The following is a 14,921-nucleotide window of genomic DNA, read 5'->3' on the forward strand; positions in this document are numbered from 1 at the left end:
ATTTTTATTTTATCATTTTATTTTGTGATTGCATATACTTTTACTCTAGAATCATACTTTCTACTTCTCCAAAATCATCAGTATCAATAATAAATGATCCATTCGTATATTGTTCAGATAAGTGTACATCATCGATTTTACCATATTCTTCATGATGTTGAGAGAATACAACATATTTCGTGTGATTTTCTTTAACTACTGCACCTGCCACAATCCGATGCGGTTTTTTCTTTAATTCTTTTAGTAAAGTGATTCCACGTTGTGCGCGTTTAGCTTCTTGAAGAACATTAAAATCAATACGCTTCATAGCACCACGTTGTGTAACCATTATTATGGAATCTGAGTCGTTCACATCTTCTGTCATAACAACATAGTCTTCATCTTTAAGATTAATTGATTTAACACCAGCTGCTCTTAAGCCTGTATCCGATAATTCATTAGTTGAATAAGTTAATGACATGCCTTTATGCGTTAGAACAGTAATTAACTGATCAGTCTCTAATCGAACGACATTAATAAGTTTATCATTGTCTTTGACCTTCATATTTATGAGTGGTTTATTAAAACGAGTAGTTTTAAATTGTGAAGCGCTACTTTTCTTAATCATGCCGTTTTTAGTAGCCATAATATAAAAGGCTTCATGTTTAAAATCTTTTTCGTTGTATACATTTACCACTTCTTCATCTTCATCTATTGGCACAATTTGTGATATGTGTTGACCAAGCTCTTTCCAACGGATATCGGCAAGTTTATGAACAGGTATAAACAAATATCTACCTTTATTTGTAAATACAAGAACAGTATCTTGAGTATTCACGGCTTCATGTTTTAATAAGCGGTCACCGTCCTTCAAACCGATTTCAGTCACACCGCTAGCGTTAAAACTACGTGTAGATGTACGTTTTATATAGCCATGTTGTGTCAAACTTAAAATCACTTCTTCACTAGGCACCATAACTTCTTTATCAATTTTGATTTCGGAAATTTCAGCTTCGATTGTAGATAGTCGATCCACTTTAAATTTCTTTTTAATTTCATTTAGTTCATCTTTAATTACTGCTAAAAGCGCCTCATGATTATCTAAAATATTTCTTAATTCTTTTATTAAAGCTTCTAACTCTTCATGTTCTTTTTTCAAAGCTTCAATGTCAGTATTTGTTAATCTATATAGCTGTAACATGACAATAGCTTCTGCTTGAGCTTCAGTAAAGTCATATTCTGCAACTAAATTATCTTTAGCATCTTTTTTATTTTTAGAATTACGTATCAATGCAATAACTTCATCAAGTATAGATAAAGCTTTCATTAATCCTTCCACAATATGCATACGTTTTTCAGCTTGCTCTAAGTCATAGCGCGTTCTATTTGTAACCACTTCAATTTGATGATTTAAATAACTTTCTATAATTTCACGTAATCCCATCAACTTAGGGCGGCCTTCACTAATAGCAACCATATTAAAATTATATGAAATTTGTAAATCCGAATTCTTATATAAATAGTTTTTGATTGATTCGCTATTAGCATCTTTTTTTAATTCGATTGCAATTCGTAATCCAGTTCTATCAGTCTCATCTCGAACTTCTACAATACCATCAACCTTTTTATCAGCACGTAATTCGTCGATTCTTTTAACTAAACTACTTTTATTCACTTCATAAGGAATTTCAGTCACAATTAATTGTTTACGTCCACTTCTTAAAGGTTCTTCATCTACTCGTGAACGCACGACAACCCTTCCTTTACCAGTCTCATATGCTTTTTTTATACCTTCTATTCCTTGAATGATACCACCTGTAGGAAAGTCAGGCCCTTTGATATATTTCATCAGCTGATTAATTGTAATATCAGGTTGATCAATATACTTCAATGTACCTTGTATCACTTCGGCAAGGTTATGTGGCGGGATATCAGTAGCATATCCTGAAGAAATCCCCGTAGATCCATTAATTAATAAATTAGGAAATCTCGCTGGTAATACCATTGGTTCCAAAGTTGTGTCATCATAGTTTGGAATAAATGATACTGTTTCCTTATTAATATCCCTTAATAGTTCTTCTGATAATTGACTAAGTTTAGCTTCTGTGTAACGCATAGCAGCTGGAGGATCGTTATCGATACTACCATTATTCCCATGCATTTCAATTAGAACATGACGTAACTTCCAATCTTGACTTAAGCGCACCATAGCATCATATACTGAAGAGTCTCCATGAGGATGATACTGACCTATAACATCACCGACAGTTTTCGCACTTTTACGGAAATTTTTATCATACGTATTCCCACTAGAATACATTGCGAATAGTATACGTCGTTGTACTGGTTTTAAACCATCACGTACATCAGGTAATGCACGTTCTTGAATGATATATTTACTATAACGTCCAAATCGGTCACCAATAACATCTTCAAGTGACAAATCTTGAATTATCTCACTCAATTCGTTTCCTCCTCAATATATTTTTCATTCTCTAGTATTTGGACTTCTTTATTATCCAAAATACTTTGATCTTCTTGCATACCAAATTCAACGTGTTTTTCAATCCACTCTCTTCTTGGGGCAACCTTATCCCCCATCAAAGTAGTGACACGTTTTGATGAACGAACTTCATCTTCAACTTGAACTCTAATTAATGTTCGAGTTTCTGGATTCATTGTAGTTTCCCATAATTGTTCTGGATTCATCTCACCAAGACCTTTATAACGCTGTAATGTGAAACCTTTTCCTAATTGATTTTGTAAATTTTCTAATTCTTCATCAGTCCAAGCGTACTCAACTTTTTTATTCTTACCTTTACCTTTTTCTAATTTGTATAAAGGCGGTAACGCAATAAAGACACGTCCAGCTTGAACAAGTGGTTTCATATATTTAAAGAAAAATGTAAGCAATAATACTTGAATATGTGCACCATCCGTATCAGCATCTGTCATGATAATAATTCTGTTGTAATTACTATCTTCAATTTTAAAGTCAGTACCAACACCAGCACCAATAGTATGAATAATCGTATTAATTTCTTCATTTTTAAAAATATCCTCTAAACGTGCCTTTTCTGTATTAATCACCTTTCCACGAAGAGGTAAAATAGCTTGGAATTTACGGTCGCGTCCTAATTTTGCAGAACCTCCCGCTGAATCACCCTCAACTAAATATAACTCGTTTTTATCAGTATTTTTACTTTGCGCAGGAGTTAACTTACCTGATAGCAATGTATCTTTACGTTTACTTTTCTTTCCGGAGCGTGCATCTTCTCTAGCTTTACGAGCAGCCTCGCGTGCTTGTTGAGCTTTAATTGCTTTTTTAACTAATGATTTAGATAATTGGCCCTTTTCTTCTAAGTAATATGGTAATTTCTCTGAAACAACAGAGTCTACAGCACTCCTTGCTTCTGAAGTGCCAAGTTTTGATTTCGTTTGCCCTTCAAATTGAAGAAGTTCTTCTGGTATACGTACTGAAATAATCGCTGTTAAACCTTCACGAATATCATTACCGTCTAAATTTTTATCTTTATCTTTCAGTTCGTTTATACGACGTGCATATTCATTAAAAACACGAGTCATCGCTGTTTTGAAACCAACTTCATGAGTACCTCCATCCTTTGTACGAACATTATTTACAAAACTTAATATGCTCTCAGAGTACTGATCATTATATTGGAATGCTACGTCTACCTCTATTCCATTGGAATGCCCTGCAAATGTAGTAACATCATGTAATACTTCTTTACCTTCATTGACATAACTAACAAATTCTTTAATTCCTTCTTCATAATGGTAAATTTCTTCTCGTTCTTTTCCACTACGTAAATCAGTAAGTGTAATTTTTAAATCTTTAAGTAAAAATGCAGATTCTTGTAAACGCTCACTTAAAATATCAAAATTAAAAGTCGTCGTTGACTTAAATATTTCTGAGTCTGGTTTAAATGTAACTTTAGTACCTGTTTTTTTTGTTTTTCCAGTTTTTACTAAGCCTGTCGCTGGAATACCACCATTTTTGAAATTTTGGGTGTAGATATTACCATCTCTATGAATTTCAACTTCAAGCCATTCACTAAGGGCATTTACAACAGAAGCACCTACACCATGGAGACCTCCAGATGTTTTATAACCCCCTTGTCCAAACTTACCTCCAGCATGTAAAACAGTAAATATAACTTCTGCAGTAGGTTTGCCAGACGCATGTATACCTGTTGGCATACCTCGACCATTATCTTCTATAGAAATACTACCATCCTGATTAATTGTTAGTGTAATTGCATCACCATAACCATTTAATACTTCATCGACGGAGTTATCGACAACTTCATATACAAGATGATGTAATCCTCGTTTATCAGTTGATCCAATGTACATACCAGGTCTCTTTCTAACAGCTTCTAGTCCTTCAAGTACCTGAATTGAATCATCTGAATAATTATTTTGTTTATTCATTGCCAATGATTTCGCCCTCCTACAAACGTACGTTCGTTATTAAAACTATACAATAGTTATTCTTATATAAATTCACCTAAATTGCAAGTGTCATTTAAATTACTAAGTTGTTTGAGTAACTTTATTGAATTAAATTAAATTAACAATGTTCTAATTAATATTGAGTGTGGTAGAATGAAGCTAAGTTTCTAAAGGATGTGTAAGTTTTTATGATGATCATCGTCATGTTAATCTTGAGTTATCTGATTGGTGCATTCCCAAGTGGGTTAATTATTGGTAAATTATTTTTTAAAAAAGATATAAGACAATACGGTAGTGGAAATACTGGAGCAACTAACAGTTTTCGTGTTCTTGGAAGACCAGCCGGATTTATAGTTACGTTTTTAGATATTTTCAAGGGTTTTATTACAGTCTTTTTTCCACTATGGTTCCCAGTTCATGCGGATGGTGTTATAAGCACCTTTTTCACAAATGGTTTAATAGTAGGATTGTTTGCAATACTCGGTCACGTGTATCCAATATATCTGAAATTTAATGGTGGAAAAGCAGTAGCTACCAGTGCAGGAGTTGTATTAGGTGTCAATCCTATTTTACTTCTTATCTTGGCAATTATCTTTTTTAGTGTATTAAAAATCTTTAAATATGTTTCTTTATCAAGTATCATTGCAGCAATTAGTTGTGTAATCGGTTCAATTATCATTCATGATTATATTTTACTTGCTGTTAGCGGCATTGTTTCAATCATATTAATCATTCGACACAAATCTAATATAGTTAGAATTTTTAAAGGCGAAGAACCTAAAATTAAATGGATGTAACTTAAATTTCTAATTGTTTAGAGCCTGGGACTTCAAATCAATGTTCCAGGCATTATTAATATATTAGCGATTAATAACTTAATTGCAAAATAAAATAAAGACTTAATTTTGAAAAGATTCATCATTTTTTTCATGATTTTATATTTACTCGATTACAATAAGAGAGCATATCAAATGTATTGTGCTCTCATGACCTTAAAATTTAGATAAATGAAAATTTAAAACAAGAGAGGTGGTAAGACCATGAATATAAATTTAACTCAAAAGGCAGTAGAATGGTTTAAAAACGAATTGGATTTACCTATAAATAATAAAGTACTTCAGTTTTATGTAAGATATGGAGGAGAATTCCAATTAAAACAAGGATTTAGTTCAGCGTTCACCGTAGAAGATAAAGATGCTATTGAAATAGGTTTTGAACAAACATTCTTCGAAATAAATGTCGTTATTGCGGAAAAAGATTTATGGTATTTTCAAGGTGAAACACTAACTGTAGATGCAATCAATCATGAAGATGAGATCATCTACAAACGAAATTAATATAATTATAAATATTATTTAACTACAAAAAAGAAGCGATAATAACTACTTCGCTTCTTTTTATAAATGATCAATGCCAAACGTAACCTCAGCATCTTTACCTTCTTTATTTAACTGGTTAACCTTACTATAAGTCTCATGCCACTCAGGAAAATATCTATCCAGGCGTATGGGTTTAAATGTATCTGCTTTAATACAGATAAGCTCTGTTGAACCAGTCGTAGCTAATTCTCCATTTTCATTATAAACCTCATAACAATACGTTGAACGTAATCTAGAATATTTTTCTACCCATGTTTTTACTGTAACCTTTTCAGGATAGTAAATTGATTTTTTATATTGCACTTTTAAATCTACAACTGGTGAAATAACACCTTGTTCTTCCATAGAGGCATAACTGAAGCCAAGTTTTCTTATATAGTCAGTTCTCGCAACTTCAAACCATGTTGCGTAGTTACCGTGATAGATAACCCCCATTTTATCCGTTTCTTGATATCTTGCTTCAATTTCAGTCAAACTGTATATCATTGGAGTAATCCTTCTTTCAACTTTAACTTATTCTTTCAATTAAGGATAACATAAAGCAGTCATACCAACACAATAGTTAGCATGACTGCTTTGAATTAATAATGAGTCAAAATTATATTAAATTACTGCGCGAGTTTATTTCTTAATACCATTTGTAAAATACCACCATGACGATAATAGTCTAATTCTACTAGTGAATCAAAACGTACAATAGCTTTGAAATTAATGATTTCACCATTTTCTTTTTTAGCAGTCACATTTACAAGATCATGTGGTTGTACATCTTCATTAATGTCTACAGATATTTCTTCTTTACCATCAAGACCTAGTGTTTCTGCAGATTCTCCTTGTTGGAATTGAAGCGGTAATACCCCCATCATAACTAAGTTAGAGCGATGAATACGTTCATAACTTTGTGCTATGACAGTTTTAACTCCTAATAAATTCGTACCTTTTGCAGCCCAGTCACGAGAAGATCCCATTCCATAGTCATTACCAGCTAAGACAACTAAGCCAGTTCCATCTTCTTTATATTTCATTGCTGCATCATATATAGGCATTATTTCTCCGGTAGGCCAATATGTTGTAAATCCACCTTCAGTACCTGGAGCAAGTTGGTTTTTGATACGAATATTAGCAAATGTACCACGTACCATTACTTCGTGGTTACCACGACGGGAACCATAAGAGTTAAAGTTGCGAATTGCAACATCATGATCTAATAAATATTTACCTGCTGGTGTATCTTTGCCGATAGCACCTGCTGGAGAAATATGGTCTGTTGTAACAGAATCACCAAATTTACCCATAACTCTCAAACTTTTAAGCGGTTCAATTTTACCCGGCTCTTTAGATAATCCTTGGAAAAATGTTGGATTTTGAATATATGTTGAATTAGGATCAAAATCATATAATGGTTCATCGGTTACATCTATTTCATTCCACATTTCATTGTTATGATATACATTTTTATATTCTTCTAAGAATAGTTCAGGTGTAACAACTTTATCTACAGTATCAGAAACTTCTTGTATTGAAGGCCAAATGTCTTGTAAGTATACATCTTTACCATCTTTGCCTTTACCAATTGGTTCATTTTGTAAATCAATATCTACTGTACCAGCAAGCGCATAAGCTACAACAAGTTGTGGTGATGCTAAATAGTTTGCTTTCACTAATGGGTGGATTCGACCTTCAAAATTACGATTACCTGATAAGACTGAAGTTACTAATAAATCTTCATCTGCAACTGCCTTTTCAATTTCAGGCAATAGTGGCCCTGAGTTACCAATACATGTAGTACAACCATAACCAACAAGGTTGAAACCTAAATCATCTAAATATTGTTGTAATCCAGAATCTCTTAAATACCCTGTAACAACTTTTGAACCTGGAGCAAGTGACGTCTTAACGAACTCTGGTACTTTCAATCCTTTTTCTACAGCTTTTTTAGCAACTAAACCAGCACCTAACATAACATATGGGTTAGAAGTGTTAGTACATGAGGTAATAGCAGCAATTGCGATATCTCCTGTTTTCATTGTAGCTTTAGATCCATCATTAAAATTAATTTCTGCTTTTTTATCAAATTCACTTTGATCAAGTCCATGACCTTGATTACCAGCAGGAGCTGTTACTGATTTTTCAAATTCTTTTTTCATATTACTTAAGAAAATTAAATCTTGTGGACGCTTTGGACCAGAAAGTGATGCCTCTACTGTAGATAAGTCTAAATCAATAACATCTGTATATTCAGGGTCCTCTTTTTCAACATCAAAGAACATATGGTTTTGTTGTAAATATTCTTTAACCAATTCAATATGTTCTTCGTCACGGCCAGTAAGTTTCATGTATTTCAATGATTCTTCATCTACTGGGAAGAAACCACACGTTGCACCATATTCTGGGGCCATGTTAGCAATTGTAGCTCTGTCTGCTAATGGTAAATGTTGAACACCTGGACCAAAGAATTCAACAAATTTTCCAACCACACCTTTTTTACGTAATTCTTCAGTCACACGTAAAGCCAAATCGGTAGCTGTTGAACCTTGTGGTAAAGAATGAGTTAAACGCACCCCGATAACTTCAGGAATTGGGAAATATGACGGTTGCCCTAACATACCTGCTTCGGCTTCGATACCACCAACGCCCCAACCTAGAACACCAATACCATTTATCATTGTAGTATGTGAATCTGTACCAACTAAAGTGTCAGGAAATGCTGTTTTTTCACCATCAACATCTCTTACATGTACAACATTTGCTAAATACTCTAAGTTTACTTGATGAACAATACCTGTAGCAGGAGGTACTGCATTATAGTTATCAAAAGCTTTTGTTGCCCAGTTTAAGAATTGATAACGTTCATAGTTACGTTCAAATTCTAATTTCATATTACGTTCTAATGCTTCTGGATTAGCGTAACTATCTACTTGAACAGAATGGTCGATAACTAAATCTACAGGTACTTCTGGGTTGATTTTATTAATATCCCCACCAACATCATTCATAGCTTTACGTAATGAAGCCAAATCTACTACTGCTGGCACACCTGTAAAGTCTTGTAAAATAACACGAGAAGGTTTGAATGGAACTTCACCTTCGTTACCTTCATTACCGAATTCACTTAATGCTTTGATATGATCATCTGTTATAACAAAATCATCCTCTTGTCGTAACACAGATTCTAACAATACGCGAATTGAGTATGGTAATTTAGAAATTTTAGTTAGCCCTTTTTCTTCTAATGTTTGTAAGTCATAGTAAGTATATGATTGACCATTTAATTCGAATTGTTTCTTTGCTTGTTCTTTAATATTAGAAGCCATTTTATATCCCCCTTGATATTTATATATATTTATATGCCGTTAATTAAATTGTATTATTATATGTTTATCAAAACAACTATGTACCTTTAGAAAACGCTTTATTTTCATTTCGCTTTTGTAATCAGTTTATATAAGAAAAACTTATCATAAGATATTGGTGCAATAAGAAAATGTTATTAATTGAGAATGGTTATCAATAATGAACATCATTTTAAATCTCAAACTACTATTCGGTTTCTTCATAACTAATTGAATGACCACAAACTTATAAGCGTATGCGCTCAAAAATGAAATGATATCAATTTGATACTGTATCTATTATCAGATATAATAATAAAATTTTAGTAGTGAGATATTAGTGATTTTTATAAAAAAACCTGAGACAATTTTGTTTGTCTCAGGTTTATAAAGCAATTACACTTTATTCTTCTTTTTCTTTATTTCTTCTAACTTCTCTTTTTTCTAGAATATCTGTTTCATAATCTTCTTGTTGATATTTAACATATTCTTGTAAACGATGTTTATTTGGCGTAAGTGTTAATCCAAGGAATTTACGTTCCTTATTTGCATCTTTGTAGAAACTTATCATCATCATTATGACGACGAATGAGAATGGGAAAGCACTTATAATGGCAGCACTTTGAATAGCATTCAAGGCTTTAGAGCCATCTCCTCCACCAGCTAATAATAGTACAAAGGCAATAAGTGCTTGCGCAACTCCCCAAGTTACTTTAACTAGTCTACTTGGATTCAATGATCCGAATGTAGTTTGCATACCTAATACGAATGTTGCTGAGTCAGCTGAAGTAACAAAGAAAGAAGCAATAAGCAATAATGCAATGATAGATAAAACAATACCTAACGGAATATGGTTGAATACACCAAACAACTGCGTTTCAGGTGACATTTTAAAGAGACTTGAATCTTTTTTACCAGTTTCAATTCCTAATACACCGAAAACACTGAACCATATAAAACTAACAAGTGCCGGTACTAATAAAACACCTGAAATAAATTCTCTTATAGAACGACCTTTAGATACACGTGCGATGAATACACCAACGAATGGACTCCAACTTAGCCACCAACCCCAATAGTATAATGTCCAAGTTGACATCCATTCACGCTTTTGACCGTTTAACGCAGCGGTATCAAAACTGTTAAACAAGAATGAATTTAATAAACTACCTGTAGAACTTGTCATCATATTTAAGATTAAAACAGTTGGTCCAACAATTAATGTAGCAATCATTAATACCGTACCAAGACCTATATTTAAGTTACTTAAATATTGAATTCCCTTGCTTAAACCTGACCAAGCACTAGCAATAAATAGAATTGTTACGACAACTATAATAATACCTTGAACAAAAGTGTTGTTCGGCACGTCAAATAAATAATGTAAGCCACCATTAATTTGAAGCGCGCCCATACCTAGAGATACAGCTACACCAACTAATGTAGCAAAAACAGATAATACATCAATAAAAGTACCTATTGGTCCTTCAACTTTATCTCCCAATAGTGGACGTAAAGTTCTAGAAATTAATCCAGGTTCTCCTTTACGGAATTGAGAATAAGCTAAGGCTAATGCTACCACACCATAAATTGCCCATGCGTGGAATCCCCAATGGAAAAATGTAGATCTTAAAGACTCAGTGTATGCTTTTGTCGTTTCAGGATCAGCTGTTGGTGGAGCTGCAAAATGTGCCATAGGTTCAGCTGCACCATAGAATACTAAACCAATCCCCATACCAGCACTGAATAGCATTGCGAACCAAGAAATTGTATTAAATTCTGGTTTGTCATTAGGTTTCCCTAATTTAAGTTTCCCAATTGGACTGAAAATCAAGAAAACACAGAAGAATACAATTACTGTTGTTAAAATAAGGTAATACCAACCCAAATTATTAGTAATCCACATCTTAGCTGTATTAGTAACGCTATCGAATTTCTCAGGCCAAACAGCACCGATGATCACTACTATAGCTGCAATAATTGAACTATAGATGAAAACCGAAGAAAACTTTTTATTTTTCTTCTCTTGTGAAGAAGAATTCATAATTAATTACTCCCTTCATTCGAATATTTAATTTTTCAAGGCAGTAAAATCAAAAAATTAAATTTTATTTTAAAATTTTTAACTTTACCAATACACTTTAATAGATTAACAAAGGTCTTCAACATTATCAAATTTACATAATTATAGTATTTGCTATAATATTTATATATTGTATAATCAGAAATATATTTTAAAAGAAGGGATATGCTTTATGTTAAAAGAATTTAAAGAGTTTGCACTCAAAGGCAATGTTTTAGACTTAGCTATTGCTGTAGTTATGGGGGCAGCGTTTAATAAAATAGTTACATCTCTAGTCCAATACATTATCATGCCATTAATTGGTAAATTATTTGGTTCAGTTGATTTTGCTGAAGATTGGTCTTTTTGGGGTATCAAGTATGGACTTTTCATACAATCAATAATTGACTTCATTATAATTGCTTTTGCTTTATTTATCTTTGTTAAGATAGCTAATACAGTTATGAAAAAAGAAGAGAAAGAAGAAGAAGTAGAAGAAAATACTGTTTTATTAACAGAAATTAGAGACTTGCTTAAAAAATAATCAAATCACTATATTCAATTATAGAGACTTAAAGAAATTATGCATGTTTTTATTAAAGTATTGAAAAATCAATAGCTTTAAATTAGAGCATGTCACAAAATCTTAAGTCTCTATTTTTTTAATTTTTTCTAAATTGTGTATGACTTTCGTATTGATTGCTTGTCACTTCTAAAATCAAAGGAATGCGTTGCTTAAGCTCGCTTACATGTGAGATTATACCAACCATGCGCCCAGATGATTTTAAATTAATTAATGTATCTATCGCAGTTTCAAGTGTTTCTTGATCTAAAGTGCCAAATCCTTCATCTATAAACATAGAATCTAAAGTGATTCCACCTGATTCTTGCTGTACGACTTCACTTAATCCTAAAGCTAAAGCCAGTGATGCTTGAAATGTTTCTCCTCCTGAAAGTGAACTTATGTGTCTCGATTTATTTGAATGAAAATCAAACACGTCAATTTCCAATCCACTTAATCCTAAGGAAATGGCCTCTCTTCTAATCAGTTGATATCTATTACCACTCATAAATGAAAGTCGTTGATTCGCTTGAAAAATTATTTTTTCCAAGTAATAAATTAAAACATAATTTTCTAGTGTTAATTTATAATCATTTTTACCTGCTAATATTTCTGATAGCAAGAAAATTTCTTTTTGCACTTTCAATTCATCATCGAGGATCTGAATTATATTTTTTATGTTATTAAATTTGTTAGAGTTATTATCTATTTTATAGCTAATCGTAGCTATCTGTGAATTCGTTTCATCTAGTTTCAAGTTTGTTTTTTCTATAGATTGTCGTAAATCTTCTAAATTTAATAATTTTTTTCCTTTAACTAATTCATTGAGTCTGTTAATCTCTATTTCAAAACTTTGATAGTTCTTATTATAAATACTAATTTCTCTTTCTATTTCATCTTTTTGGGCACTTAAATCTGCAGCGCTTTTGACTTGATCATAAGACTCAAAACCAAGTTGTTGCATTTCTTTTTCCATTTTTAATTCTAAATTATTTATTTCTTTACTTGTTTGAGTTAAATTCTCAGTTAAATGTTTTTGATCATTCATTTCTATCTTTAACTTATTATTTAACTCGTTCAATTTATTTTTAGTTTTTTCTTTATCATACTCATAGTTCTCAACTTGTTTTTTAGCATGAGAATAATAAGCTTCAAAATCCTTTACTGATGAAAATTGTGAATGTCGTTCAAAATCATTAATTTGAATTTCCAGTTTTTCTTTTTGCGTGTTCTTTCTACTCAAATCTAAATCAAACTGATGTATTTTATTAACTATTTCTTTTTCTTGTTTCTCAAAATTTTCTACTAACTTATTTATGCTTTGTTGTTCGTCTTTTAGTTGTTTCAAATGATTAAGTTGTTTTTGAAGCTCACTGATATCTTTCTGTTCTTGTTTCTCAAAATTTAATTCTTTTTCTCTATGATTTAATTCCTCAATTCGAGTTTCTATTTTGATTATTTCATCACGAATTTTTACCTTCTTACTTTCAAACTGTTTTATTTTATTATTTTTTTGAGCAATTAATTCAAAATCGATATGTTCTCCCAATGAATGTATTTCATTACCACAAATTGGACAAGTATCCCCTACTGACAAAGCGGACTTTATTTCATTTACAAAATCCTTTTTGTCATTCAAATCAATTAAAGTCGCATCTATATTAATTATTGATGATTCAATTTCATTTAACTGTTCTTTCTTCTCATTTAATTTACTAAGATAAGATGATTTATCTTGTTGTAATTTATCAAATAATTTCTCATCCTTTTTTTGTCTTTCATATTCATCTATAATCTTTTTCAGGTTATAAATCTCTTCAGTGTAATGTTCAATAATTGCAAAATCTTTGTTCTTATCGTTCAATTCTTTCGTCAATTTTTCTTTTTTGGTTATTAAATCATTATATTCACTGTATAATCTTTTTATTTCTTCTTCAATTACCGGTTTTTGTTGATAACTACTAATAATCATATCTAATTGATTAAAGAAAACTTGGTTTTTTTCTAGATACTGATTAAATTGAGTTATTTCATTTTCTCGTGTTGATAAATGTTCGAGTTGTTTTTGAAAATCTTTAATTTCATTGCAATAGTTTGTTTCATTTAATTTTGATTGCTCATGAAGTGACTCTAATTCATCTTTACCTTTTTTTAAACTTTGCAGCCTAGTAAAATAAGTGATTAATACTTTAGATTCCTGAATCATTTTTAATTCTTGATTCAATTTATCAATATAGTTTTGTTCTTTTTTTAATTCGTCAAATTTGATTGTTTCCGCTTTTAATTTTTTAGTATTCTCACTTAATTCAACATTCACTTTATATTTATGATTTAAATCATCTAATTCTTTAGTTATTTTAATCTTAGCATCTTCAAATGACTTGAGAATTTTGTACCCATAATCATTAAATTGTGGGAATTTTTCAATCATTTTATCTGTCTGAGAACTCTCTAATTCTTTATATAAGGCCAATTCATCATTATTAAATGTATCTATATCATTCCATAAATTTTCAATTTGAGTGTATCTATTTTCAATTTGTACTTTTTCTTGCTTTACATTTTCTACAAGTAGATGTCTAATCTCATCAAATCGCTCACTATTAAAAAGTGTTCTAAGAATCGATTGTTTATCTTTACTATTTGACTGAAGAAACTTTTTAAATTCTCCTTGAGGCAAAATAAATAATTGACGAAATTGTTCAGCATTAACGCCTAATAATTGTACAATAAATTGATTACCTTGATTCACTTTACTTTCTCTTAATTCAAATTGATTATCAACTAATTCATATATATTTAACTTGGCTTGTGTTTTAGTTATATTCCCCTCTTTAATAAAAGGTGCTTCTCTATGAATTTTAAAGGTTTGATTATTAACTTTAAATTGATAAATTACTGACATTGGCGATTTACCGTCTGCAAAATGACTTCTTAAATCTCCTTCTTTTCTAGTTTTGGTCGAAGCCATGCCGTATAATGCGTATACTATAGCATCAAATATCATTGTTTTACCAGATCCAGTTTTACCACTAATTAGAAAGAGTTGATCAGTTTCAACTTGCTCAAAATCAATAGTTTCTTTAATAAAAGGGCCAAAGTTCTCCATAACTATATGTAAAGGCTTCAAA

General features: G+C 31.4%; 9 protein-coding genes. 3 read left to right on the forward strand and 6 right to left on the reverse strand.

Going from position 1 to position 14,921, the window contains the following annotated elements:
- Nucleotides 1–40: 40 nt before the first annotated feature.
- Both parC and parE read right to left on the reverse strand, forming a co-directional pair.
- Complete coding sequence (gene parC / locus HMPREF3058_RS08425; RefSeq protein ID WP_002487212.1) at nt 41–2,443, reverse strand: DNA topoisomerase IV subunit A; 2,403 nt, start codon at nt 2,441–2,443, stop codon at nt 41–43.
- Nucleotides 2,440–4,434, reverse strand: a complete 1,995-nt coding sequence (parE, locus tag HMPREF3058_RS08430) for a DNA topoisomerase IV subunit B (RefSeq protein ID WP_162152154.1) — start codon at nt 4,432–4,434, stop codon at nt 2,440–2,442. The genes parC and parE overlap by 4 nt, the downstream gene beginning before the upstream one ends.
- A 209-nt stretch (nt 4,435–4,643) precedes the next feature.
- Between parE and plsY the strand changes: the two genes are divergently transcribed.
- Together plsY and HMPREF3058_RS08440 are read left to right on the forward strand one after the other, a co-directional pair.
- Nucleotides 4,644–5,252, forward strand: coding sequence for a glycerol-3-phosphate 1-O-acyltransferase PlsY (plsY, locus tag HMPREF3058_RS08435; RefSeq protein ID WP_002439653.1), 609 nt, complete (start codon nt 4,644–4,646; stop codon nt 5,250–5,252).
- A gap of 243 nt (nt 5,253–5,495) precedes the next feature.
- Nucleotides 5,496–5,792, forward strand: coding sequence for a HesB/YadR/YfhF family protein (locus tag HMPREF3058_RS08440; protein ID WP_002491342.1), 297 nt, complete (start codon nt 5,496–5,498; stop codon nt 5,790–5,792).
- A 60-nt stretch (nt 5,793–5,852) separates the two neighbouring features.
- Here HMPREF3058_RS08440 and menI read toward each other — a convergent pair whose 3' ends face one another.
- The 3 genes from menI to HMPREF3058_RS08455 all read right to left on the reverse strand — a co-directional run bounded on the left by menI (nt 5,853) and on the right by HMPREF3058_RS08455 (nt 11,210).
- A complete protein-coding gene (gene menI / locus HMPREF3058_RS08445) occupies nt 5,853–6,320 on the reverse strand; it encodes a 1,4-dihydroxy-2-naphthoyl-CoA hydrolase MenI (protein ID WP_002476703.1) in 468 nt (155 codons plus the stop codon).
- A 122-nt stretch (nt 6,321–6,442) separates the two neighbouring features.
- Entirely contained in the window at nt 6,443–9,148 is a 2,706-nt protein-coding gene (gene acnA / locus HMPREF3058_RS08450; RefSeq protein ID WP_070731362.1) for an aconitate hydratase AcnA, read from the reverse strand.
- A gap of 421 nt (nt 9,149–9,569) precedes the next feature.
- Nucleotides 9,570–11,210, reverse strand: a complete 1,641-nt coding sequence (locus HMPREF3058_RS08455; RefSeq protein ID WP_002491333.1) for a BCCT family transporter — start codon at nt 11,208–11,210, stop codon at nt 9,570–9,572.
- A gap of 211 nt (nt 11,211–11,421) precedes the next feature.
- Between HMPREF3058_RS08455 and mscL the strand changes: the two genes are divergently transcribed.
- On the forward strand, nt 11,422–11,772 hold the full coding sequence (mscL, locus tag HMPREF3058_RS08460; RefSeq protein ID WP_002446365.1) for a large conductance mechanosensitive channel protein MscL: 351 nt from the start codon (nt 11,422–11,424) through the stop codon (nt 11,770–11,772).
- A 118-nt stretch (nt 11,773–11,890) separates the two neighbouring features.
- Here the strand turns inward: mscL and sbcC are convergent, their stop codons facing one another.
- A complete protein-coding gene (sbcC, locus tag HMPREF3058_RS08465; RefSeq protein WP_002491349.1) occupies nt 11,891–14,920 on the reverse strand; it encodes an exonuclease subunit SbcC in 3,030 nt (1,009 codons plus the stop codon).
- Nucleotide 14,921 lies beyond the last annotated feature (1 nt).

Origin of the sequence: Staphylococcus sp. HMSC068G11 (genome assembly GCF_001815825.1) — a bacterium.
GTDB classification, from domain to species: domain Bacteria; phylum Bacillota; class Bacilli; order Staphylococcales; family Staphylococcaceae; genus Staphylococcus; species Staphylococcus epidermidis.

Coding starts and splice junctions, on each gene's coding strand:
- parE (WP_162152154.1), bottom strand. CDS start 4,434: ATGAATAAACAAAATAATTATTCAGATGATTCAATTCAGGTACTTGAA.
- plsY (WP_002439653.1), top strand. CDS start 4,644: ATGATGATCATCGTCATGTTAATCTTGAGTTATCTGATTGGTGCATTC.
- HMPREF3058_RS08440 (WP_002491342.1), top strand. CDS start 5,496: ATGAATATAAATTTAACTCAAAAGGCAGTAGAATGGTTTAAAAACGAA.
- menI (WP_002476703.1), bottom strand. CDS start 6,320: ATGATATACAGTTTGACTGAAATTGAAGCAAGATATCAAGAAACGGAT.
- acnA (WP_070731362.1), bottom strand. CDS start 9,148: ATGGCTTCTAATATTAAAGAACAAGCAAAGAAACAATTCGAATTAAAT.
- HMPREF3058_RS08455 (WP_002491333.1), bottom strand. CDS start 11,210: ATGAATTCTTCTTCACAAGAGAAGAAAAATAAAAAGTTTTCTTCGGTT.
- mscL (WP_002446365.1), top strand. CDS start 11,422: ATGTTAAAAGAATTTAAAGAGTTTGCACTCAAAGGCAATGTTTTAGAC.